General features: G+C 67.7%; 23 protein-coding genes. 15 read left to right on the top strand and 8 right to left on the bottom strand.

From position 1 onward, the window contains the following. Position 1: 1 nt before the first annotated feature. Both ACQHI0_RS09135 and dapA read right to left on the bottom strand, forming a co-directional pair. On the bottom strand, positions 2 to 1,540 hold the full coding sequence (locus ACQHI0_RS09135) for a DHA2 family efflux MFS transporter permease subunit (protein ID WP_427907500.1): 1,539 nt from the start codon (positions 1,538 to 1,540) through the stop codon (positions 2 to 4). A gap of 66 nt (positions 1,541 to 1,606) precedes the next feature. Further along, entirely contained in the window at positions 1,607 to 2,497 is an 891-nt protein-coding gene (gene dapA, locus ACQHI0_RS09130; RefSeq protein ID WP_427907499.1) for a 4-hydroxy-tetrahydrodipicolinate synthase, read from the bottom strand. A 71-nt stretch (positions 2,498 to 2,568) separates the two neighbouring features. Between dapA and ACQHI0_RS09125 the strand changes: the two genes are divergently transcribed. After that, positions 2,569 to 3,441, top strand: a complete 873-nt coding sequence (locus ACQHI0_RS09125; RefSeq protein WP_427909120.1) for a LysR family transcriptional regulator — start codon at positions 2,569 to 2,571, stop codon at positions 3,439 to 3,441. 14 nt (positions 3,442 to 3,455) lie between these two features. Here ACQHI0_RS09125 and ACQHI0_RS09120 read toward each other — a convergent pair whose 3' ends face one another. Next, complete coding sequence (locus ACQHI0_RS09120; protein ID WP_427907498.1) at positions 3,456 to 4,190, bottom strand: GntR family transcriptional regulator; 735 nt, start codon at positions 4,188 to 4,190, stop codon at positions 3,456 to 3,458. A gap of 135 nt (positions 4,191 to 4,325) precedes the next feature. Here ACQHI0_RS09120 and ACQHI0_RS09115 point away from each other — a divergent pair, with 135 nt between their 5' ends. From ACQHI0_RS09115 to ACQHI0_RS09090, 6 genes are read left to right on the top strand one after another with little or no spacing between them, the layout of a single operon-like run. Then, positions 4,326 to 5,318, top strand: a complete 993-nt coding sequence (locus tag ACQHI0_RS09115) for a BMP family protein (RefSeq protein ID WP_427907497.1) — start codon at positions 4,326 to 4,328, stop codon at positions 5,316 to 5,318. A 6-nt stretch (positions 5,319 to 5,324) separates the two neighbouring features. Next, entirely contained in the window at positions 5,325 to 6,971 is a 1,647-nt protein-coding gene (locus ACQHI0_RS09110) for an ABC transporter ATP-binding protein (protein ID WP_427907496.1), read from the top strand. Then, positions 6,968 to 8,083 (top strand): ABC transporter permease, encoded by a 1,116-nt coding sequence (locus ACQHI0_RS09105; RefSeq protein WP_427907495.1) that lies wholly within the window; start codon positions 6,968 to 6,970, stop codon positions 8,081 to 8,083. Before ACQHI0_RS09110 ends, ACQHI0_RS09105 begins: the two co-directional genes overlap by 4 nt. Then, positions 8,080 to 9,006 carry an ABC transporter permease gene (locus tag ACQHI0_RS09100; RefSeq protein WP_427907494.1) on the top strand — a complete coding sequence of 309 codons (927 nt, stop codon included), beginning with the start codon at positions 8,080 to 8,082 and terminating at the stop codon, positions 9,004 to 9,006. Before ACQHI0_RS09105 ends, ACQHI0_RS09100 begins: the two co-directional genes overlap by 4 nt. A 28-nt stretch (positions 9,007 to 9,034) precedes the next feature. Then, positions 9,035 to 10,015 (top strand): ornithine cyclodeaminase family protein, encoded by a 981-nt coding sequence (locus ACQHI0_RS09095; RefSeq protein WP_427907493.1) that lies wholly within the window; start codon positions 9,035 to 9,037, stop codon positions 10,013 to 10,015. Beyond that, positions 10,012 to 10,488 carry a nucleoside deaminase gene (locus ACQHI0_RS09090; RefSeq protein ID WP_427907492.1) on the top strand — a complete coding sequence of 159 codons (477 nt, stop codon included), beginning with the start codon at positions 10,012 to 10,014 and terminating at the stop codon, positions 10,486 to 10,488. Before ACQHI0_RS09095 ends, ACQHI0_RS09090 begins: the two co-directional genes overlap by 4 nt. A gap of 55 nt (positions 10,489 to 10,543) precedes the next feature. On the opposite strand, the gene ACQHI0_RS09085 is transcribed toward ACQHI0_RS09090, so the two are convergent. From ACQHI0_RS09085 to ACQHI0_RS09075, 3 genes are all read right to left on the bottom strand, one after another. After that, a complete protein-coding gene (locus tag ACQHI0_RS09085) occupies positions 10,544 to 11,902 on the bottom strand; it encodes an MFS transporter (RefSeq protein WP_427907491.1) in 1,359 nt (452 codons plus the stop codon). A 112-nt stretch (positions 11,903 to 12,014) separates the two neighbouring features. Continuing rightward, the gene (locus ACQHI0_RS09080; protein ID WP_427907490.1) at positions 12,015 to 13,295 is read right to left on the bottom strand and encodes an RNA polymerase sigma factor; all 1,281 of its coding nucleotides are present in this window, start codon (positions 13,293 to 13,295) and stop codon (positions 12,015 to 12,017) included. Between the two features lie 6 nt (positions 13,296 to 13,301). Next, positions 13,302 to 13,721 carry a YciI family protein gene (locus ACQHI0_RS09075; protein ID WP_427907489.1) on the bottom strand — a complete coding sequence of 140 codons (420 nt, stop codon included), beginning with the start codon at positions 13,719 to 13,721 and terminating at the stop codon, positions 13,302 to 13,304. Positions 13,722 to 13,973: 252 nt separating this feature from the next. Here ACQHI0_RS09075 and ACQHI0_RS09070 point away from each other — a divergent pair, with 252 nt between their 5' ends. The 5 genes from ACQHI0_RS09070 (at position 13,974) to ACQHI0_RS09050 (ending at position 17,887) form a co-directional block, all read left to right on the top strand. Next, positions 13,974 to 14,753 carry a crotonase/enoyl-CoA hydratase family protein gene (locus tag ACQHI0_RS09070; protein WP_427907488.1) on the top strand — a complete coding sequence of 260 codons (780 nt, stop codon included), beginning with the start codon at positions 13,974 to 13,976 and terminating at the stop codon, positions 14,751 to 14,753. Between the two features lie 4 nt (positions 14,754 to 14,757). Further along, positions 14,758 to 15,564, top strand: a complete 807-nt coding sequence (locus tag ACQHI0_RS09065; protein ID WP_427907487.1) for an SDR family oxidoreductase — start codon at positions 14,758 to 14,760, stop codon at positions 15,562 to 15,564. Between the two features lie 51 nt (positions 15,565 to 15,615). After that, a complete protein-coding gene (locus tag ACQHI0_RS09060; protein WP_427907486.1) occupies positions 15,616 to 16,185 on the top strand; it encodes a TetR/AcrR family transcriptional regulator in 570 nt (189 codons plus the stop codon). Positions 16,186 to 16,271: 86 nt separating this feature from the next. Next, entirely contained in the window at positions 16,272 to 17,291 is a 1,020-nt protein-coding gene (locus ACQHI0_RS09055) for a medium chain dehydrogenase/reductase family protein (RefSeq protein ID WP_427907485.1), read from the top strand. Between the two features lie 26 nt (positions 17,292 to 17,317). Beyond that, entirely contained in the window at positions 17,318 to 17,887 is a 570-nt protein-coding gene (locus ACQHI0_RS09050) for an ABC transporter permease (RefSeq protein ID WP_427907484.1), read from the top strand. A 50-nt stretch (positions 17,888 to 17,937) separates the two neighbouring features. On the opposite strand, the gene ACQHI0_RS09045 is transcribed toward ACQHI0_RS09050, so the two are convergent. Continuing rightward, complete coding sequence (locus ACQHI0_RS09045; RefSeq protein ID WP_427907483.1) at positions 17,938 to 18,546, bottom strand: TetR/AcrR family transcriptional regulator; 609 nt, start codon at positions 18,544 to 18,546, stop codon at positions 17,938 to 17,940. A 119-nt stretch (positions 18,547 to 18,665) separates the two neighbouring features. Between ACQHI0_RS09045 and ACQHI0_RS09040 the strand changes: the two genes are divergently transcribed. Together ACQHI0_RS09040 and ACQHI0_RS09035 are read left to right on the top strand one after the other, a co-directional pair. Beyond that, the gene (locus tag ACQHI0_RS09040) at positions 18,666 to 19,592 is read left to right on the top strand and encodes a metal-dependent hydrolase (protein WP_427907482.1); all 927 of its coding nucleotides are present in this window, start codon (positions 18,666 to 18,668) and stop codon (positions 19,590 to 19,592) included. An 11-nt stretch (positions 19,593 to 19,603) separates the two neighbouring features. Beyond that, the gene (locus ACQHI0_RS09035; RefSeq protein ID WP_427907481.1) at positions 19,604 to 20,752 is read left to right on the top strand and encodes a hypothetical protein; all 1,149 of its coding nucleotides are present in this window, start codon (positions 19,604 to 19,606) and stop codon (positions 20,750 to 20,752) included. A 121-nt stretch (positions 20,753 to 20,873) separates the two neighbouring features. On the opposite strand, the gene ACQHI0_RS09030 is transcribed toward ACQHI0_RS09035, so the two are convergent. After that, entirely contained in the window at positions 20,874 to 21,269 is a 396-nt protein-coding gene (locus ACQHI0_RS09030; protein WP_427907480.1) for a VOC family protein, read from the bottom strand. A gap of 103 nt (positions 21,270 to 21,372) precedes the next feature. Here ACQHI0_RS09030 and ACQHI0_RS09025 point away from each other — a divergent pair, with 103 nt between their 5' ends. Further along, positions 21,373 to 22,350 (top strand): helix-turn-helix transcriptional regulator, encoded by a 978-nt coding sequence (locus ACQHI0_RS09025; RefSeq protein WP_427907479.1) that lies wholly within the window; start codon positions 21,373 to 21,375, stop codon positions 22,348 to 22,350. The last annotated feature ends 29 nt before the right edge of the window (positions 22,351 to 22,379 follow it).

The following is a 22,379-nucleotide window of genomic DNA, read 5'->3' as shown; positions in this document are numbered from 1 at the left end:
ATCAGGCCAACGCCACCACTTCGGCGTCGATCGGAGCCTTCGGTTTGATCCGCGGCAGGAACAACGCCGGGATCAACGTCAGCGCCGCGAGCACCACCGTGACCCAGTAGGTATTACTGAACGCCGTCGCCGCCAGGTCGAGTCCCTGTTCGAGCACCGACGGTGGGATCTGCGCGGCGAGGTCGGGCCTGGCATTGGCGCCGATCGCGACCTTCGCCTCCGGATGATCGTTGAGCTGGGCGGCCAGCACGACCGACATCGTCGCCGTGCCGATCGACGCCGCGGTCTGGTTGATGATGTTCATCAAGGTCGACCCGCGCGCGACCTGGGCGTGCGAGAGCGTCTGGATCGCGGCGGTCATCACCGGCATCATGGTGCAGCCCATGCCGAGACCCATCACGAACAGCGCGCCGCCGATCCACAGGTAAGAGGTGTCGGCGCCCAGCTGGGTGAACCCGGCCAGGCCGATGGTGATGAAGGTGATGCCGAACATGACGATTTTGCCGGGGCCGATCTTGTCGACCAGGAAGCCCGCGATCGGCATCGTCAGCATGGCACCGATCCCCTGCGGCGCCATCAGCAGGCCGGTGTCGAAGGCCGTTTCACCGCGAACCTGCTGCAGGTAGTTGGGCAGCAGGAAACCGGCCCCGAAGAACGCGATCGCGAACAGTGACATCGTCAACACCGAGGAGCGCAGCGACGTGTTGGCGAACAAGCGCAGGTCGATGAGTGGGTGCTCGGTGCGCAGCGCGTGGAATACGAACGCCACCAACAGCACCACGCCGATGATCGCGGGAATCAGCACACGCGCGGCGAGCACGGTGCCCTTCTCCGGGATCGAGGACACGCCGAACAGGAACAGCGCCAGACCAGGGGAAGCCAGCAGCATGCCGAGGAAGTCGAACGATTCCGACGGCTTCGACTTGTCAGCGGCGAGCACGATGTAGGCCAGTACCAGCGCGACCAGGCCGAGCGGCAGGTTGATGCGGAAGATCCACTCCCACTCCCCGTCGGTGACGTCGATCAGCCAACCACCGAGGATCGGGCCACAGATCGGGCCGAGCAGCATCGGGATGCCGAGCACCGCCATCACTCGGCCGATCCGCTGCGGACCGGCGGCATGGGTCATGATCGTCATGCCGAGTGGCATCAACATGCCGCCGCCGACGCCTTGGACCACCCGGAACGCGATGAGCGATTCGATACTCCAGGCGATCGAACACAGCAGCGACCCGATGACGAAGAAGGTCAGCGCGGCCATATAGAGACGTTTGGTGCCGAACCGGTCGGCTGCCCAACCGGTCATCGGGATGACAGACGCCAGTGCCAGGGTGTAGGCGGTCATCGTCCACGCGACGACCTCGATCGAGGCGTTGAACGTCTCCATGAATGTCGGGATCGCCACGGTGACCACAGTGATGTCGAGAATCGACATCACCGCACCGAGGACGACGACGCCCGCCACCTTCAGAACGGCGGCATCCAGCTTGTCGGGAGTGCGATCGGGCGCGGCGGCACCGATATCCGGAGGTTTCGTCACCGGTTAACCCAAGCACTTTTCGGTGCCGTTGACCAGTGAAATCTATTGTTCGTGATCCATGCGGTGTCAGACCCGCGTGATCGTCGCCGCCTCGCTCGCCATGAGCGCCGCCCTGGTCGCGACGCTGGAGGCGGGCAGCATCGGCAGGCGAACGGCCGGGCTGGGGATCTGGCCGCGCTCGGCGAGCACCGCCTTGATGACGGTGGGGTTGGGCTCGGCGAACAGGGCCGCGCCGAGTGCGTCGAGACTGTTGCCGATGCTGCGCGCCCTGGTGACATCGCCGGTGCGCCAGGCGTCGATGAGGTCCGCGTACTCGCGAGGCGCGATATTGCCCGCGGCCAGAATGGCACCGTGCGCGCCGAGCGCGAGCAGCGCCGAGGCGAATCGGTCGTCGCCACTGAGCACGGTCGCCGGGGTACGCGCGGCCAGCAATTCGACACTGGCCGCGTCGATTCCGCCGACGGCGTGTTTGAAGCCGGCGATATTCGGTGTGTTCGCGAGCCGGATCAGCGTGGTGCCGCACAGCGGGCGGCCGGTGCGGTGCGGGACGTCGTAGACCAGCAGCGGCGCCGGACTGAGCGCCGCCAGCTGCGTGAAGTGCGCGATCACGCCCTCCTCGCTCGGGCGCACGTAGTACGGCACCACCGCCAGCACGGCCGCGACGGGATGCGCGAGTTCGGTGACAGCCCTGACCGATTCCGCGGTGGCATTGCCGCCCGCGCACGCGATCAGTGGCACGCCGCGTTCGGCGCACACGCCCGCGCAGATATCGAGAACCCGAGCCCGCTCGGCGGCGGTGAGAGTGGAGGGTTCGGCGGTGGTCCCGAGTGCGACGAGTCCGGTAGCGCCCGCGTCGAGGACGGCGTGCGCGTGGCGTTCCAGCGCCACGGGCTCGAGTGCCCCCTCGGCAGTGAACGGGGTGATCAGGGGGACGAAGAGGCCGTGTAGCGATGTCATATGTCTATCGTCGAGCCGGACCCACCATCAGGTCCAGTTCACATTCATGATGTCGACCGTAAGCTGAAATGATGCTCGATGTCCGCAAACTTCGCCTGCTCCGCGAACTCGCCCATCGCGGCACCATCGCCGCGGTGGCCGAGGCGCTCAGTTATACGCCCTCGGCGGTGTCCCAACAGCTCACCGCGCTCGAACGCGAAGCGGGTGTACCGCTGCTCGAACGTTCGGGCCGCCGCGTCACGCTCACGCCCGCCGCCCAGCTCCTGGTCGGTCACACCGAAACGATCCTGGCGGCACTCGAACACGCGGACGCCGAATTGGCCTGCACCCGTGACGAACTGGCGGGCACCCTGCGTATCGGCACCTTCCCCACCGCCGCCCGCACCCTGCTCTCCCCCGCTTTGGTCACCTTGAGCACCGACCATCCGCGCTTGGAACTCACGGTCACCGAAATCGACCCGGCCGACATCCCGAACGCCTTACGCGCGGGCACCTTGGACATCGCCCTCACCCACGACTACGACCTGGTCCCCGCCGACGCGGACCCTTCCCTGCAGACCGAACCCCTGCACACCGAAACCGTCTTCCTCGCCACCCGAACCCCCGTGTGCACCGAGGATTCCCTGGCAGCGCACCGTCGATCCCCCTGGATCGCGGGCACTCCCGGCACCCTGTGCCACACCCTCACGATCCGAGCCTGCCAGGCAACAGGATTCACCCCGCACATCCGCCATCACGCCGACGACTTCGACACCGTCCTCACCCTCGTCGCCGCAGGCGCGGGCACCGCCATCGTCCCAGCCCTGGCCCTCTACGCACCGCCGGAACAGATCACACTCACCGCGTTGCCGATCCGCCGCCACACCCACCTCGTCTACCGGAACGGCACCGGCCTACACCCCGCCATCCACGCCGCCCGCGTCGCCCTGCACGCCAGCGGATAGCAACACCAAGTACTTCAGGCGCTCTTGCCCCGCTGGCGGGTTCGGGTAGCCGACACGGGGTCGATGGGGGGCATGGACCACTTCGCGGAAAGGGCAAGGCTGGGTTCCCGGCCGGAAGCTACGTGGCGGTAAGCGATTTCGGCGGCAGCGTCGGGGTCGTTGGCCGCGATGGCGGCGTAGAGGGCTTCGTGTTCGTCGCATTGGGTGCCGGGGTCGCGTTCCTTGGTCAGGTGGAACAGCCAGCGGACTCGGGATTCCAACGGGCGCAACAACGATTGCAGCAGCGGGTTGCCGGAGACTTCGACGATGACGGCGTGGAAGCCGGCGTTGGCGGCGGCGATCGCGGGTTGGTCGCCGCGGGCGGTTGCCTGGCGAGCCGCGGTGAGCTGTGCGCGCAAGGCGGCGAGGTCGACCGCTTCGGCACGCTCGGCGGCCAGGCGGGCCGCGAGGACCTCGAGGCTCTCGCGAACATCGAAGAGGTCGCGCACGTCGGTCACCGTGAACGGGGCGACGATCGCGCCCTGCCGTGGCACGATCACGACCAGTCCTTCGCGTTCGAGCATCTGCAGCGCCTCGCGCAGCGGGATCCGCGAGATGGCCAGTTCGGTGGCGAGGTCGCGTTCCACCAGCCGCTGACCGGGACTCAAACGCAGATCGATGATCCGGTCCCGCAACTCCTCGTAGGCCTGATCCCGCAGCGACTTCTTCGCCGGTTCGTCTGCCACCGCACCATCCTCCTGCTCCCGCACGCCCACCACGGTAGCCCGCTCGTGGCCTGCGACCGTTTCTTACTTTTCCGTAATCTGCCCGTCATCTGCGAGCCCCAGGCTGACACTTAACGGTATACCGCTAAGTGAGCGGTTCGTTCGATCAAGGAGTACCCCGTGCACAAGTCCACTCGGCGCGCGATCGCCTTCGGCTCGGCCGCCCTCGCCGCCGCTGCCCTCCTGTCGGCCTGCGGTTCCGCCGACACCACAGCGTCGGGCGGCAAACTGAAGGTCGGCGTGTTCTTTCCCGGCTCGCTCTCCGATACCGGCTTCATGCAGTCGGGGTACCTCGGCTACCAGCGCATCGCCGACAAGCTCGGCGACACAGTGGAACTCAGCAAGGTCGAACAGGTCGCGGCGAGCGACTATCAGCAGGCACTGGTCCGTTTCGCCTCGACCAACGACCTGGTGATCTCCCTCGGCGGCCAGACCGACGCCGACGTGCGCAAAGTGGCGCCGCAGTTCCCGAACGTGAAGTTCGTCGAGATCGGCGGCCCGGCCGACGCGAAGCCTCTCGCCAACCTCGCCTACTACGACCCGCAGCAGGCCGAGGCCGAGTTCCTCAGCGGGGCGGTGTCGGCGGCGGGATCGAAGTCCGGCGTGGTGGCCTTCGTCGGCGGTGTCGAGCTGCCCGCGATCGTCAACGCCGCCAACGCTTTCAGCAACGGCGCCCGTTTCGCGAAGCCGGACGCGAAGGTACTGACCCCGCAGTACGTCGGCGATTTCAACGACCCGGCCAAGGCCAAGCAGGCCGCGCTGGCCGATTACGGCGCAGGCGCGGGCACGCTCGGGCAGATCGTGAACCTCGGTAAGGCGGGCATGGAGCAGGCCGCGACGCAGTCCGGCGCCACGATGGTCGGCGGTCCGATCCCGGGTGACTGCACCAACCCGGTGTACCTGGGCTACGTGCACACCGATATCGGCGCCGAGGTCGAGTTCGCCGTGAACGCCGCGCTCGACAACTCGTGGAAGGCCGAGAACGTGCGCTTCGGGCTGACCTCGCCCAACGACGGCACCGATTTCGTACTGTGCAGCAAGGACGCCGGGGTCGCCGACGCACTCGCGAAAGCGAAGACGGCCCTGTCCACCGGCGCGGTCAAGCCGTACTGACCCGCGATGAGCACTCCCGCATTGACCCTGCACGGGGTCGGTAAGCGCTTCGGCGACGTCCAGGCACTGCACGATGTGGACGTCACTGTCGAATCCGGCACTGTCCATTGCATTCTCGGCGAGAACGGCGCGGGCAAGTCCACGCTGTGCAATCTCGTCTTCGGCGGCTACCAACCCGACGCGGGGCGAATACAGCTGGGCGGCAAGGCTTTCCGGCCCGACTCCCCCGCCGCTGCGATGACAGCCGGCGTCGCCATGGTGCACCAGCACTTCAGTCTGGTGACCACCATGACCGTCGCGGAGAACCTGCTGCTCACCCAGCACGGACTCCGGCTACGCCGCAAGGACCTGACCGACCGGCTCGACGAGATCGCCCAGCGGTACCGCCTGCGCATCGATCTCGATCAGCACGTCGCGACGATGCCGGTGGGCGCAAGGCAGAAGGTCGAGATCGTCAAGGCATTGCTGCGCGATCCGGCGCTGATCCTGCTCGACGAACCGACGGGAGTGCTCGATCCGGCCGAGATCGACGCGCTGATCGACACCTGCCGCGCCATCGCCGCCGACGGCAAAGCCGTGGTGCTGGTGACGCACAAACTCGGGGAAGTGGCCAGAGTCGCCGACGCCGCGACCGTGCTGCGCCGCGGCACGGTCGCCGGCGGCGGACGGATGTCGACCACCACCATCGCGCAGCTGCTCACCGCGATGGTGGGGCGCACCGCCGCCGACCTCGACCCGACGGTCGCCGCGACCATCGGTCTGGATCCCACCGACGCGGCAGAGGTAGTCGACGTTCCCGCCACGATCGCCGAAATGGGCGCACCCTCACCGAGCCCGACACCCGCCATCGAGCCGGGCCCACCGAGCACCGGCCTCGAGTCAGCCGTCGAATCCGACTCCCCCACCCCGGTTCTCACCATCGACCGGGTGACCGTGCATCGCGCCGACGGCAGTACCGCACTCGACGATGCGCGTCTGGTCGTGCGGCCCGGCGAGATCGTCGGGATCGCCGGCGTCGAGGGCAACGGCCAGAGCGAGCTCGTCGCGGTTCTCGCAGGCGGTACACCGGTGAGCGGCGGCACTGTCACGCTCGCCGATACCGATATCACTACCGCGAACCCCGCCACCCGAACCCGGCTCGGTCTCGGCGTAGTGCCCGAGGACCGCCACCGCGACGCGATGGTCGCCGAGATGACCTTGGCGGAGAACCTCTTCCTCGGCCGACTCGGCCGCTTCCGGCGCTTCGGACTGCTCGACAAGCAGGCGATGGGCCGCGCCGCCCAGGCCGAACTCGACCGCTTCGACGTGCGCGCGGCCGGACCATGGGTGCCGATGGGCTCGCTCTCCGGTGGCAATCAGCAGAAGGTGGTGCTGGCCCGCGAACTCTCCGCCGCGAACCTGCGCTGTCTCGTCGCCGCCCAGCCGACGCGCGGATTGGACATCGGCGCAGTCGATTTCGTGCTCACCCGACTACGCCGCGCGGCCGCTGACGGCTGCGGAGTGCTGGTGGTATCGAGCGAAGTACCCGAGTTGCTGGCGTTGTGCGACCGGGTGTTCGTCGCCTATCGCGGTGCCCTCGCCGGACCGGTGGAGACCTCCGATCCCGCAGCGGCGCACCAGATCAGCGAATTGATGATGGGAGTCGCGGCATGAACAGTCTGCGTCAGTGGGCACACCACCCGATCGTCGTCGCCATCGCGGCGATGCTCGCGGCAGGGGTGATCGGGCTGATCCTGGCCGCCGTCGCGGGCGCGGCCCCCGGCGCCACGATGGCGGCGCTGTGGGAGGGCATGTTCGGCACCGACTACGCGATCGGCGCCTCGCTCAATGTCGCGGCCACGCTGATGCTGGTGGCCGTCGGCTTCACCATCGCCCACCGCGCCGGGCTGGTCAATGTCGGTGGCGAGGGCCAGATCTGCGCCGGTGGCATCGCCGCCACCGCGATCGGCACCACGCTCACCGGCACGCCCGCCGCGATCACACTGCCCGCGGTGCTGATCGGGGCGGCGGCCGCGGGCTGGCTGTGGGCCGCCGTCGCGGCGTATCTGCGGGTCGCCCGCGGCACCAGCGAGATCATCACCACGCTGCTGCTGAACTTCGTCGGCCTGGCACTGGTGCTGCTCGTCGTGCACGAGCCCGCGCTGCTGCGTCAGCCGGTGACCTCCTCGGAGACGCTGCCGCAATCCGAGCAGCTCACCGCGGCCGCGCATCTGCCGCTGCTCGGCATCGAACGCTCCCCCGCGACCATCGCCCTGTGGATCGCCGTGGTGGCCGCGTTCGGCACCGCGATCCTGGTGCGCCACACCGCGCTCGGTACCCGGCTGCGCGCGGTCGGGCTCAATCCCGACGCGGCGGCCCGGCTCGGCCTGCCGGTGCCGCGACTGCGTTTCCTGAGCCTCTCGGCGGCGGGCGCGTTCTCCGGCGTCGCGGGCGGATTGCTCGTGGCGACGGCGCCGTTCGTCCTCGCCGAAGGGTTCTCCTCCGGGTACGGGTTCTCCGGCCTGGTCGTCGGCCTGCTGGCGCGTGGCTCACTGTCAGCGGTCGTCGCGGTGTCGCTACTGCTCGGCTTTCTCGTCTCCGGCGGCATCAACTTGCAGCTGGCCGCGAATGTGCCCGCCTCCACCATCTCCGTCGTGGAATCTCTGATGATCGTGTTCATCGCGGGCGCCGCCGTCTGGACATACCGCCGGCGCAAAACCGAACCCGCTACCCCACCACCGGTTTCGGCAGTAGAGACCGCCGATCTGGCAGGAGCGTCCCGATGAGCCTCGACACGGTCACCGATATCGCCACCAGCGGAATCGGTTTCACCCTGCCCATCCTCGTCGCGGCGAGTGGCGAGCTGGTCAGCGAACGCGCGGGCGTGCTCAATCTGAGCCTGGAGGCGATGATGCTGACGGGCGCGTTCGCCGGTGTGCTCGGCGCCGTCACCACCGGTTCACCGGTGCTCGGCGCGGCGACCGCGGTACTCGCCGCCCTGATCTTCGGTGCGCTGCAGGCGATCTGGAGTATCGGCTTGCGTGCCGACCAGATCGTCGTCGGCATCGCGAGCAACGCCCTCGCGCTCGGCGCCACCACCTACGGTGCCCGTCTGCTGCTCGCCGACGGCAAAGGCCACAGCGTGCCCGGATTCGACGCACTGAAAATACCGGTACTGCACCATATCCCGATCATCGGCCCGGCCCTGTTCGGGCAGACCGCGCTCGGCTATCTGTGCATCGCGGTCGTCGCCGCCTTGGCGTTCGTGTTCTCTCGCCGCACCAAACTGGGCCTGGTGATCGACGCGATCGGCGAAGACGCCGTCGCCGCCGACCGCACCGGCCTGCCCGTGACGGCCGTCCGCTACGGCTGTGTGCTCCTCGCCTCGGTCGCCGCGGGCCTCGGCGGTGCGCAGTTGGCACTGTCAGAGGTCCATTCGTTCAGCGACAACATGACCGGCGGCATCGGCTACCTCGCTGTCGTCGCGGTGATCGCGGGCCGCTGGCGCGCGCTCGGCGTGATCTGGGCGTCGGTGTTCTTCGGCATCGCCCAGGCACTGCAGTTCGCGCTGCCCGCACTCGGTGTCGATGTGCCGTTCGCGCTGCTGGTGATGCTGCCGTATCTGATCGCGATCGTCGCCGTCAGCGGCTTGGTCGGCAACAGCCGCTCGCCGCGCGACCTCACCGTCGCCTTCGCCCGAACTTCCTGACCTGCCACTACTTTCGTAGGAGCCACCGTTGACTCTGATCCTGTCGCATTCCGATGTGACCGCTGTCCTCGACCGCGGTGAGGTGCTCGCCGCCGTCGAGAGCGCACACGCCGACCTGGCACTCGGCACCGCGTTCGTGCCCGCACCACCGGCGATGGCGCTGGGCGGCGCCGCCTTCGTGCCCATGGTCGCCGCGGCCGAGTCCGCCGGTGCCGCGGCCGTCAAACTGCTCGCCGACCTACCCGCCAACCGCGACCGCGGCCTGCCCGTACAGCGGTCGGTGATCATCGTGACCTCGGCGGCCGACGGTTCGTGCGAGGCGCTGATCGACGGCCGCCTCGTCACCGCCGTCCGCACGGCAGCCGCCAGCGCGGTCGCCACGAAATACCTTTCCCGACAAGACAGTTCAACTCTCGGATTGATCGGCGCGGGCAATCTGGCGATCGAGCACACCCGCGCGATCGCGGCGGTCCGCCGACCGGAGACCGTGGTGGTCTGGTCGCGCACGGCCGCCACGATCGACCGATTCCGTACCGCGATCAGCGATCTCGGTCTCGAAGTCCGTGGCCTCGAATCCCCGCAAGCCGTCACCCGCGCCGCCGACGTGCTGTGCACCCTCACCCCCTCGCGCGAACCGATCGTCCACGGCTCCTGGTTCGGCGACGGCCTGCACGTCAATGCCGTCGGCGCCCCGCCCCGTGCCGATCATCGCGAGGTCGACGGCGAAGCCATGCGCCGGTCCATCGTCGTCGTAGACTCGGTCGGCACCACGCTCACCAAATCCGGGGACACCCTCCTGGCTATCGCCGAGGGGGCGATCACCCAGGAAGCGGTGGGCACCGAACTGGGCGAGGTGATCACCGGCCGGGCACCCGGCCGTCGCGATGACCGCGACATCACCCTGTTCAATTCGGTGGGCATCGGCCTACAGGATCTGGCCGTCGCCCGCCTGCTCATCGACAAGGCCCGCACAGGCGGCATCGGAACGGAAGTGGATCTCACCTCATGAGCGAGCTGACCGATATCGACATCACCCACCTGCGTCGTGCCATCGGCCTGGCCGGGCACGCTCTCGCGCTCGGCGACCGGCCCTTCGGCGCGGTCGCGGTGGCAGGCGACGGCACGGTCCTCGCGGAGGGTGTGAACGCGGTGAACACCACCGGCGACGTCACCACCCACGCCGAACTGGTCGCGATCACCCTCGCGACCGCGGCGGGCCGCGCGACGGACCTGCGCGGCGCCACTGTCTACGCCAGCGGTGAACCGTGCCCGATGTGCGCCGCGGCGATGGTGTGGGCCGGGGTCGGCCGCATCGTCTTCGCCGCGGGCGCGGCCGAATTCGGACCGATCCTGCCCGCCGGCCCGAGCTTCCGGCTTACCTGCGCCGAGGTCGTGGCGAGCTCGAGCGTGCCGGTCGAGGTCAGCGGACCGCACCTCGGCGAGGAGGCCCTCGCCGTCTTCCGCGCCGCGGCGAAGAACTAGTCCGGACACACCGAGGGCGCGGCGCCCTCTCGACGCCGCGCCCTCGGTGTGCGGTTCACTTCACCGCGACGAACTCCTCGGGCTCGCCCAGCTCACGCTGTTCCTCGATCGCCTCGGGAGTGCCCGGCACCTGCGTGCCGCGCAGCGAGACACCCTTGGTCTCGATGAGGAAGAAGGACGCGATCAGGCCGACCGCGCACGCACCGAGCATGTAGTACGCCGGAACCATGTTGTCGCCGGTCGCGCTGATGATCGCCTCGTTGATCACCGGGGCCGTGCCGCCGAAGATCGAGGTGGCGACGTTGTAGCCGATCGCCACGCCGGCGAAACGCACGATCGTGGGGAACATCGCGGGGAACGTGGCCGAGATCGTCGCCAGCTGGGGTGCGTAGAGCAGGCCGAGGATCGCGAAGCCGACAATCGCGCCGGTGAGCGAGGAACCGATCAGATGGTAAACCGGGACCACCGCGATCATCATCGCCGCACACGAGAACATCCACATGGGCTTGCGCCCGATCCGGTCGGAGAGGGCACCGAGGAACGGCAAGGTGCACAGCATCGCGATCTGCCCGAGCAGCGGTACGAGCAGCGCATCGGACTTGTCCATACCAAGTGCGGAACCGAGGTAGGTCGGGGTGTAGCTGATCAACGAGTAGTTGACGACGTTCAGCGCGATCACCAGGCCGAACAGGGTCAGCACCGGGCGCAGGTACTTCGTCACCAGATCGCGGTAGACACCCGAGACTTCCTCGGTCTCGTCCTTGCTCTCGACCTCGCGGAACACGGGGGTGTCCTCCACCCGGCTACGCAGGTACATGCCGATCAGGCCGAGCGGACCGGCGATCATGAACGGGATCCGCCAGCCCCACGAGTTCATCGACGCGTCGTCGAGCACATTCACCAGCAACAGTGCGACCAGGTTGCCGAGCGTAAAGCCCGCGAGCGTGCCGACCTCGAGGAAACTGCCATAGAATCCGCGCTTGCGATCCGGCGCGTATTCGGCCATGAATGTCGCGGCGCCGCCGTATTCACCACCGGCGGACAGGCCCTGGATCATGCGCAGCACATACAACAGAATCGGGGCCGCGATGCCGATCATCTCGAAGCTCGGGATCAGGCCAACGGCGAGCGTCGATCCGGCCATCAGAATAATCGTGGCGGCGAGCACTCGCTTACGCCCGATACGGTCGCCGAGTGGGCCCCAGATCATGCCACCGACCGGCCGGATCAGGAACGATACGGCGAAACCGAGCAGCGTGTAGACCATCCCGGACTCACCGTCGCCGGGGAACAACGATTTCGCGATATAGGTCGCCAAATAGGCGTAGACACCGTAGTCGAACCATTCGACCGCATTGCCGATCGCCGATGCACCGATAGCCCGGTGCAGCACCGATTTCGATTCCTGTGACATCCACAAACCTCTCGTCGTCGCCATTTAGGGCTACCCGACCGGTTCGCGAACAAACGTTACGACCGTACGAACACGGCCCGCGCACACCCCTACACTGCGGATATGCGGACGCTCAGGCCAGCGCGGCGAGCTTCTTCGCGAGGACGTTCTTCTCGCGTTCGTTGCCGCATCGGCGGAGGGCTTCGGTCAGCTCCGCGCGTGCTTCGGTGGTGCGGCCGAGTCGGGTGAGCAGTTCGCCGCGCACGCTGGGTAGCAGGTGCGACGTGGACAGGGCGCCGGAGGCGGCGAGCTCGTCGACGATCGGCAGGGCCACGGCGGGGCCGTCGGCCATCGACACCGCCACCGCCCGGTTCAGGTCGACCACCGGTGAGGGCGCGAGCCTGCCCAGCGCCTCGTACAGCACCACCACCCGTTCCCACTCGGTCCGCTCGACCGACGGCGCGACGGCATGACATTCGGCGATCGCGGCCTGCAGTCCGTAGGCGCCGAGTCCGCGCCCGACCTCGCCGGCCTTGACCAGCGCGGCGCGGCCCCGCCGAATCGCCGAGCGATCCCATCGGCGGCGGTCCTGCTGCTCGAGCAGCACCGGCTCACCGTCGGGACCCGTTCGAGCGGGAAATCGCGCCGCGGTCAGTTCGAGCAGCGCGAGCAGGCCGTAGACCTCGGGTTCGGCGGGCATCAGTCGCGACAGCACACGGGCCAGCCGCTGCGCCTCCCCCGCGAGATCGAAACGGATGAGATTGTCGCCGGTGCTGGCCGAGGACCCCTCGGTGAAGATCAGGTAGATGACGCCGAGCACCGACCCGAGCCGCGCCCCTCGCTCGGCGGCGGGCGGCACCTCGAACGCGACCTCGGCAGCGCCGAGCGTCTTCTTCGCCCTGGTGATCCTCGCCTGCACGGTCGCGGTCGGCACCAGGCACGCCTTGGCGATCTCGTCGCTGGTCAGACCGCCGACAACGCGCAACGTCAAGGCCAATCGCGCCTCCCGCGACAGCACCGGGTGACACGAGATGAACATCAGCGCGAGCACGTCGTCGTCGATCTGATCGGGATCCCACAGCACATCCGGTGCCGCACGCACGGGATCGCCGCCGGTGAGCGCATCGCCCTCGCCGAGGTCGGCGGCGAGGGCGGAGTAACGGTCGTCGAGGGCGGCGCGCCGGCGGAACGCGTCGATCGCCCGGCGTCTGCCGACGGTGAGCAACCACCCGGCCGGCTGCCGCGGCACGCCTTCCCGCGGCCACGTCACCAACGCCTCCGCGAGTGCCTCCTGGGCGAGATCCTCGGCCATCGCGAAGTCGCGGGTGTAGCGGGCGAGCGCGCCGACGATGCGGGCCGATTCGATCCGCCAGACTGCGGCCACGGCCTCGCGGCCGGAGTGGTTGTCGCTCATCCTGATTCAGAGCTGGCCGGTGGCTTCACGCCAGGCGCGCTCCTTCATGATCCACTTGTTCTCCTGCGGGAATTCGTCGATGCTGGGGACCCGGCGGATCTCGGTCTTGGTACCGGGGGCGACGTAGGGCATGCGCTTGGCCCACTCGATCGCTTCCTCTTTGGAGGCCACATTGAGGATGTAGAACCCGCCGAAGAGTTCCTTCGTCTCGCCATAGGGGCCGTCGGTGACCACCGGTGTCTCCGACGAGTAGTCGACGACCACACCATCGGCCGCGTCGTCGAGCCCCTCGGCGGCGACGAGCACCCCGGCGCTGATCAACTCGTCGTTGAACTTGCCCATGGTCTCGAGCATGTCGTTGAAGTCGACATCGGCCATCGCGGCCCAGGCTTCGTCGGTGGCGCGCATGATCAGCATGTACTTCATGGTTTCGTCTCCTCGGATCGGTGTGGACCCGCCTGCCGGGCCCTGTGTTCATCCCTAGGTCGAACGGGCACCGCTGCGGATCGACACCCGGCCGGAAGATTCTTTTCGCAAGTGTTCGGCAGCCTACGACGAGTGCGGTATTCGCGCGACGACGACGGGCACGAATCCCCGATTCAGCTGCTCGAGATCGTCCGGCGTGCTACAGATCGAAAAGGTTTGTCATCCTGACAGCCACTAGCGAAGGAGTCACTCGTGAGCGCAGTCCTCGTCGAGCAACGCGAGCATGTGCTCGTCATCGTGCTGAATCGGCCCGAGGCCATGAACTCGGTCAACGCCGAAGTGAGCACGGGGGTCGGCGAGGCGCTCGAGCGAGCCGAGGCCGACCCGCAGATCCGCGCGGTGGTTCTCACCGGCGCGGGCGAGCGGGCATTCTGTGCGGGCGCGGACCTGAAGGCGCTGAGCCGCGGTGAGTCGATTCTCGCCCCCGGACATGAGGATTGGAACCTGGCCGGGTACGTCCGGCACCCGATCAGCAAGCCGACCATCGCCGCTGTGAACGGTTTCGCGCTCGGCGGCGGCACCGAGCTGGTCCTGGCCAGCGACCTCGCGGTCGCCGCCGAGACCGCCACCTTCGGCCTACCCGAGGTCGCCCGCGGCCTGTTCGCCGCGGCAGGCGGCGCGTTCCGCCTGCCCGAGCAGCTCCCCCGCAAGGTCGCGATGGAGATGATCCTCACCGGCGAGCCGATCACCGCGGCTCGCGCGCTGGAGCTGGGCCTGATCAACCGTGTCGTGCCCGCCGCGGAGGTACTCGACGCGGCGCTGGCGCTGGCCGACCGGGTCGCCGAGAACGCGCCGCTGGCGGTGCAGGCGAGCAAGCGGGTGGCACTCGGCATCCTCGACGGCAAGCTCGCCGACGACGCAGCCTGGGACCAGACCAACCGCGAGATCATGGCTGTCGCCGCGACCGAGGACATGCGCGAGGGCGCTATGGCGTTCGCGCAGAAGCGCAAGCCGAACTGGCAGGCACGCTGACCCGATGCGGATCCTGATCCTCGGCGCCTCCGGTTTCGTCGGCAGCGCGCTGCACGCGCGGTTCGCCGAGAACCACGAGGTCGTCGGGACCAGCCGGGGCGGGCATGGGCTCGTCCCGGTGGATCTCGCCGACACCGGCGCCGTCCGCGAACTTGTGGCGCAGCGGTTCGACCTGGTGGTCCACACCGCCGGTGTGGTGGATCTCGGTGCCGCACAACGCGATCCCGCCGCAGCCTATGCGGCCAATGTCGCGCCGATGGTGCCACTGCTCGATGCCATCGGCGAAACGGGCGCCAAACTCGTCTACTTGTCGACCGACAATGTCTTCGACGGAACGGCCGACCACTACGACGAAAACGCCACGCGCGCACCGATCAACGTCTACGGCGAGACCAAGGTCGCCGCCGAGGATCTGGTCCTCGCGCACGACCACCACCTGGTCGTCCGTCTGCCCCTCGTCTACGGGCGCAGCCCACTGTCGAACAAGTTCCTCGCCCGCTTCGCCTCCCGCGAGATCCCGGCGCGCACCGATATCGTCTGCAATCCGCTGCATCTGCCGAGCTTGGCGCCCATCCTCGAAGAGCTCACCGACGAGTCGGGCGTCGTGCACATCGCGGGCGCGGAAACCCTCAGCCGCTACGAACTCATGACCCGGGTCCGCGATCACCTCGCCGCACCGGCCCGCATCGTGCCGACCGATCGCCTGACCGCCGCGCAGGACTGCCCGCGGCCACTGCGCCTGGTCATGCGCAGTATCCGGCACACGCTGACCGGCCCGGATGTGGATACCGCCCTCGCCGATCTGCGCTGACCCCGGGTCAGGTGTTGACGCTTCTCCGAGAGTGAGTGTACAGTCACTCACATGACCAAGCGCGGTGCCACCCTCTCCACCTCGGACGTCCGGCGTGACGCTGTTGTCGACGCCGCGATCATCGAGTTCGCCAAGACCGGCTACCACGGCACTCCCATCAACACGGTCGCGGCCCGCGCCGAAATCTCCCCCGCCTACGTCTTCAAACTCTTCCCCGGCAAGGTCGCCCTGTTCGTCGCCGCGCTCGACCACTGCTTCGAACTCGTCGAGCGCGCGATGTCAACGGGCGCAGCCGATTCCACCGCCGAGGACCCCGCCGGGATCCTGTACGACATGGGCGGCGCGTACGCCCAACTCATCGCCGACAAGAGCCTGCTGATGCTCCAGGTGCACGCCCAATCCGCCACCGACATCCCCGAAATAGCCGACGCGCTGCGCCGCGGCCTGGCCAGGATCACCACGTTCGCGCAGCGCCGTTCCGGCGCCGCACCCGAGCAGATCCAGTACTTCATCGCCTACGGCCAGCTCTGCCACCTCGTCACCACCCTCGGCCTCGACGACAACGACAGCGACTGGGCCACCGCCCTGACCACCGGAATGCGCCACCCGAACGCCTACTGACCTTCGCGCTCCAGCCTTTTCAGGTTGGAGTTTTCTTTTCCACCAAGAGTGATTGACCAGTCACACACCATGGAAGGCACGCCCTGATGAACACCACCACCGCCACCGAAATCGTCCTGCCCGGCCGGGTAGACCCCCGCGGCCTGCTCGTCACTCATCGCGAACTCCCCGCCCCCGGCCCCGGCCGCGCACTGGTCCGGGTCGACGCGTCCGGAGTGTCCTTCGCCGAGCAGCAGATGCGCCGCGGCAAGTACTTCGATCAGCCACCGTTCCCGTTCGTCCCCGGCTACGACCTGGTCGGCACCGTTGTCGCGGCCGACGACGAGACCCTGGTCGGGCAGCGGGTCGCCGCGCTGACCAAGATCGGCGGCTGGAGCAGCCACGTCGACCTCGACGCCGCCGACCTGATCCCCGTGCCGGACACCCTTGACCCCGCCGAGGCGGAGACCTTTGTCGTGAACGGTATTACGGCGTGGCAGATGCTGCACCGGGTCGCCGACGTCGCACCGGGCGCGACGATCCTCGTCCTCGGCGCCAACGGTGGCGTCGGCTCGACGCTGGTCCAATTGGCCAGAGCCGCGGGCATTCACGTGATCGGCACCGCGTCCGCCCGCCATGCCGACGCCGTCACCGCGCTGGGCGCCACCTGGATCGACTACCGCGGTGATGTGCCGCACCAGGTTCGAGCCCTCGCACCCCACGGTGTCGACGCCGTGTTCGATCACGTCGGCGGGCCAGGCATCACCGATTCCTTCCACCTGCTCGCCGACGGCGGCACCCTGGTGTCCTACGGAACCGCCGCCACCAAGAACGACGAGGGCGACTCGCGGCTGCCCGTCCTGAAGCTGTTCGGCCGCCTGCTGTGGTGGAACATGCTGCCCAACAAGCGAAGTGCGCACTTCTTCAACCTGTGGGCGGGCAAGCGCAACATCACCCGGTTCCGCGCCCGCATCGCCGAAGACCTGGGCCGGGTGCTCGCGCTCGCCGCCGCGGGCACCGTGACCGCTCAGGTCGCGGCCCGCATCCCGCTCACCGAGGCCGCCCGAGCGCTGGAGCTCGCCGAATCCGGCACCGTCACCGGCAAAGTCGTCCTCGTCAGCGCCTGACCCCGCTCACACACTGGAGACAGACCATGCACATTTCCCAGCCCGTTCGCACCGTCCTCGACAATCGCCCGATCTATCTGAGCTTCGGCCTCGCCTGGCTCATCGGGCACGGCTCCTTCGCCCTGACCCACGGCCCGAATCCCCTGCTCGACCTGCCCGGTGTCGTACCGATCGCACTGCTCGGACTCGGCTTGCTGGCGGCCATGGTCATCACCACCGTCGTTTCCCTGCGAGCCCAACGAGGCGCGACGGGTCGTGAAGCGGTGGTGGGCAATCTACTCGGCGCATCGTGGCTGATCGGGTTCGCGGCCCTGTTCTTCCTGATCACCGCGCTGGGTTCGACGCTGAGTCCCGACACCGCCGCGACCCTCTGGCCGACCGGATCCGGACTGATCGTCGGGCTGCTCTACCTCGCGGGCGGCGCCGCCTACCGTGATGTTCTGCAATACACCCTCGGCGCATGGCTTGCCGTAAGCTCCACGGCCGCACTGTTTCTCGACGGCGCGTACCTGTACTGGGCGCTAGCACTGGCCGGCGGCGGCAGCTATCTGCTCGCCGCGGCGCTCGAACCGCGCAGGCTCGCCGCGGCGAGCTGAGCTGTCAGCCACCGTGCCCGTCCGGACTTCCGGGCGGGCACGCTCGGCGTTCAGTTGTTCTGCTGCGCGCCGATCGCCGATCCCATCCATCGGTGGAGATAGCGGCGCAGTTCGTCGTCGGAACGAGCCGGGTTGCCCGGCGACAGGAAGAACGACTGCATCGTACGCAGGACGTATTCGACGAGTTCGCGCAGCGCCGGCTCGTCGTAGCCGTAGGCGGCCCAGTCGACATCGAAACGACGGATCATGGTCATGCCGAAGGCCTGGGCCGCATCGGAGGTCATGCCCTCCGGGTGGGCATTGGAGTACGAGCTCGAGAGCAGAATGCCCAGGTGGGGAGTGCGGCGGACGTCGGTGAGGGTGAAGACCACCGCCTCCGTCATCGCTTCGACAGGGTCGCCGAGGCCGCCGACCTGGCGGGTGAGCCGATCGAGGAAATCGTCGACCGAGGCGATAGCCGAGGCGGTCATGAGCGCGTCGGCGCTGGGGAAGTACCGGTAGACCGTCTGACGGATGACGCCGAGCGATTCCGCCACATCGGCGATGCTGATCTCCGCGCCGGTCCGGCCGATCAGTTCGACCGCGGCAGCGATGATCCGGCGCGTCGCCTCCGCATCGTCACCCGGCGGACTACCGCCCCACCCACGTCTACGCGCCACCCGGTGGACGCTAGCACAACCCCAGGTCAGGGCGAATTCCGTAAAAGTGATCATACACTTGAAGACCTACTCGTATGATTGCTTTATTCAACAGTGGCCGAACAACGAGGTAACCCACCGTGACCGACCTTCATGTCCGCAAAATGGATTTCGCGTTCTCCGACTACGACGTGCCGTTTCTGTGGAATCCACAGAACCCGGCGTTCTCGTCGATGGCCAATGCCGTCTCGTTCCTGGCGATCGGCTTCGAGAAGATGATCGTGCAACTGATCACGCAGGCGAAACCGCAGATCACCGACCCCGAGGTGGCCGCAGAGGCCGACGCGTTCATGCGCCAGGAGGGCCAGCATTCGACGGCGCATCGTCAGCATGTGAAGGCCCTGATCCGGCGCTACCCCGGCCTGCAGCAGACCCTGGACGCGGTGATCGGCGAGTTCGACAAGCTCACCGCCGAAACCTCGGTGAAGTATCGCCTCGCCTACACCGCCGATCTCGAGGCGACGTTCACGCCGGTGTTCAAGTTGATGCTCGACAACGACAAGAACCTCTTCGCCCCCGGTGACGACCGCGTCGCCTCGCTGTTCATCTGGCATTTCGTCGAGGAAGTCGAGCATCGCAGTTCGGCGCTCATCATCTTCAACTCGGTGGTCGACAGCGAGCTGTACCGGATGCGGGTGGCGGCGTCGATCTTCCGGCACGTGCTGCAGGTGATCCGGGTGGCGTGCGAGGGCTTCAATGAGCATGTGCCGCTGGCGGATCGCCACGTCGACGCGCTGTCGATGTTCGCCAACTACCGCCGCGGGCAGACGCTGCGCAAGTGGCTGCCGTTCCTGCAGCCGGCCGACAACGGAACCATGCCGCGCGCGTTCGACGATCTCGGGCTGCGCGAACAGCTCGTCGCACTGGGCGGCATCATCCGCAGTCAGACGCCGGGACACAATCCGGCACACGAGAAGCTGCCCGCGCTCGCCGACGAATGGTTCCGCCGCTACGACGACGGCTACGACGTAACCCGCTGGTACACCGCCGATTCCGTCAGCTCGTAGAAGGAATTCCGATGGCCGAACACTGTTCCCCCACCTTCGCCGAGCTCACTCACGAACTCGGCTTCTCCTGCGAGGAGGCGGGCGGACTCGTCGAGTTCCGTAGCCCGTTCGCCCTCGAGAACTGGACCCTGCCGGTCCTCGAACTCACCATCGTCGTCGGCGCGATCCTTGCCCTCTGGTACGCGATCGTGCGCCTGCGCCGCCATGGCGACCCCACCAATCTCGTGCTGTGGTTCGGCGCCACCGCCTATCTTTTCGTCATCGAACCGCCGCTGTACTTCCCGGCCGCGTTCGGCATCGAAGACCATGTCGACACGATGTTCGCGCACAACGTGTTCACCGTCGACTTCCTCTGGGGCCGACTACCCATCTACATCATCGCGATCTATCCGCTGATGGCGACGATGGCGTTCGGCATCGTCCGGATGCTCGGCATCTTCCGTCGCTACGGCGTGTTGATCGGGGCCACCTGCGTGGGTTTCGTCCACCACGCCTTCTACGAGATCTTCGACCACCTCGGCCCCCAATTGCGTTGGTGGGAATGGTCGATCGACAACCCGATCAACCAGCCGATGTTCGATTCGGTCCCGATGGGCAGCGTCGTCGTCTTCGCGGCCCTGTGGCCGATGTCGCTGGCGTTCTGCGTCCAGTACTTCGTCGGCCGCCACGTCGACGACGGCAAGAACTTCTCCGGCATCGAATTGACGTGGCGCACCATCGTCATCGGCCTGCTGGCCTCGGTGGGTACCTTCCTGCTCCCGCTCCCCGCCACTGTCATCGGCATGATCGGCGACACCGTCCGCGGCACCGTCTACGCCTTGGAACTGGCAGCACTCGCGATAGTTGCCACTGTCGTGATGGTCCGCCAGTGGACCGAACTACGCCGCGGCACCGCGACACCCCCGCCGTACACAGACCCCTTCGTCCAACGCTTCAGCATCCTGTACCTGGTCGTCTTCGCCTTCCTCTGGATCGCCGCTCTCCCTGACTTCTTCGCCGCCGTCAACGGCGAGACCAGCAACGGCGACCCCATCGGAAACCTGTGGTACACCGCAGCCTGCTTCGCCGTCGCTATCTGCTCGGTCGCTGCCACCTTCACCGTGCCACGCGCACGGACAGGCTCAGCAGCCCCCGAGCCGGCGACTTCGAACGCCGGCTGATCCAGTCCCGTGGTGCCGCTGCCGGTCCGCTCGTCGACAACACGGGCGGACCGGTACGACATCATCACCTGCTACCGCCGATCAGCCGTCGTGCGATAGTTGCGCTCCGCCGGGGTCCTTGTCATTCGACATGTGCCCCAGCGCGGGCAGCGACCGGGGTGAACAGGTTGATCAGGTTGCCGTCGGGGTCGCGAAGCAGCAGCGACCGATTGCCCCACGGCATCGTTGTCGGCTCGTTGACGAAATCATCGACAGTGTCGCGCAGCCTCCGGTAGTCGGCGTCGACATCGGCGACCATGAACTCGATGATCGCCGTGTGGTTGTCGGCTGGGCGCGCGCTGCCGGCTCCGAACAGCGCTACCGTCCGGGTGCTGCCGATCGCGAGCGTGCCGACCGGAGTAACGATCTCGGCGAAATCCGGTGTAGCCCAATCGGCTTCGACATCGGTCACTTGCTGATAGAAGCCGACCAGTTGTTCGATGTCGTCGGTGATCAAGCGAATCGAGACCAGATTCATTGCGTGCTCCTGCTATCGCATCGGGCGGAGTTTCCGCCATCGATTCCCACGGTAGAAGCGATACCGGACAGTTTCCGCCCGGTATGGATGCGAGAATTTCCCGATGACGCGCCCCACTGCCCGCGTGCTGGCTTTGCTCGAACTGTTGCAGGCCGGAGGTACCCACACCGTCGGCGAACTCGCCGGACGGCTCGGCGTGGACGAACGCACGGTCCGGCGCTACGTCACCCATCTCATCGACCTGGACATCCCGGTCCGCTCGCTCCGCGGCCGCTACGGCGGATACCGGCTCGCCCCGGGGTACCGGATGCCACCACTGATGCTCACCGACGACGAAGCGGTGGCCGTGGCGCTCGGACTCCGCACCAGCCAATCGACTACGCACGCCGCCGACACCGCCACGGCCAAACTCCGCCGCGTCCTGCCCGCTCGCCTCCGTACCCGGCTGGACGCACTGCTGGAGACCGCCGAATTCACCGCGGACGCCGGCCCCGAAGTCCCCGTCGAGACCGCCGTACTCCTACCGATAGCCGAGGCCACGCGCGAATACCGACCAGTCGCGATCGAGTACACCGACCGCGACGGGCACCACAGTGAGCGAACCGTCCACCCCTATGGTCTCGTAGCCCACTCCGGCCGCTGGTACCTGACGGGCATGGACAGCAACAGCGACGATCTTCGGCGATTCCGGCTGGACCGCATCAGCAGGGTGACCACCCTCCCCGGAACCTTCGCTCCCCCTGCCGGTTTCGAGCCGACCACCCATCTGCTCTCGGCACTCGCCACGGCGCCCTATCAACACGAGGTCTCGATCCGAGTCCAGGGCACGCTCCCCCAGATCCGCGCACTACTCCCCGCCACGATCGCCACCGTGCACGACATCGATACCCCGCCGCCGCACGCCGACCCATGGACACGAGTCCTGATCCGGGCCGAACAACTCGACTGGATTCCGCTCGTACTCGCCGGCCTGAACCGCCCGTTCGTCATCGAACACCCCGCCGCGCTCAACGACGCCGTACGAGCCCTCGGCCGGCGACTGACCGCGGCCGCGGGCCTCGGCCCGAACCAAGGAGCCTAGGCGTGACTGCTCGCTGTCACCTGATCGTG

The sequence above is a fragment of the Nocardia sp. FBN12 genome (assembly GCF_050320175.1).
In the GTDB taxonomy this organism is placed as follows: Bacteria; Actinomycetota; Actinomycetes; order Mycobacteriales; family Mycobacteriaceae; genus Nocardia.
The sequence above is the reverse complement of the archived record's forward strand: the minus strand, read 5'-3'. Positions and strand labels throughout refer to the sequence as shown.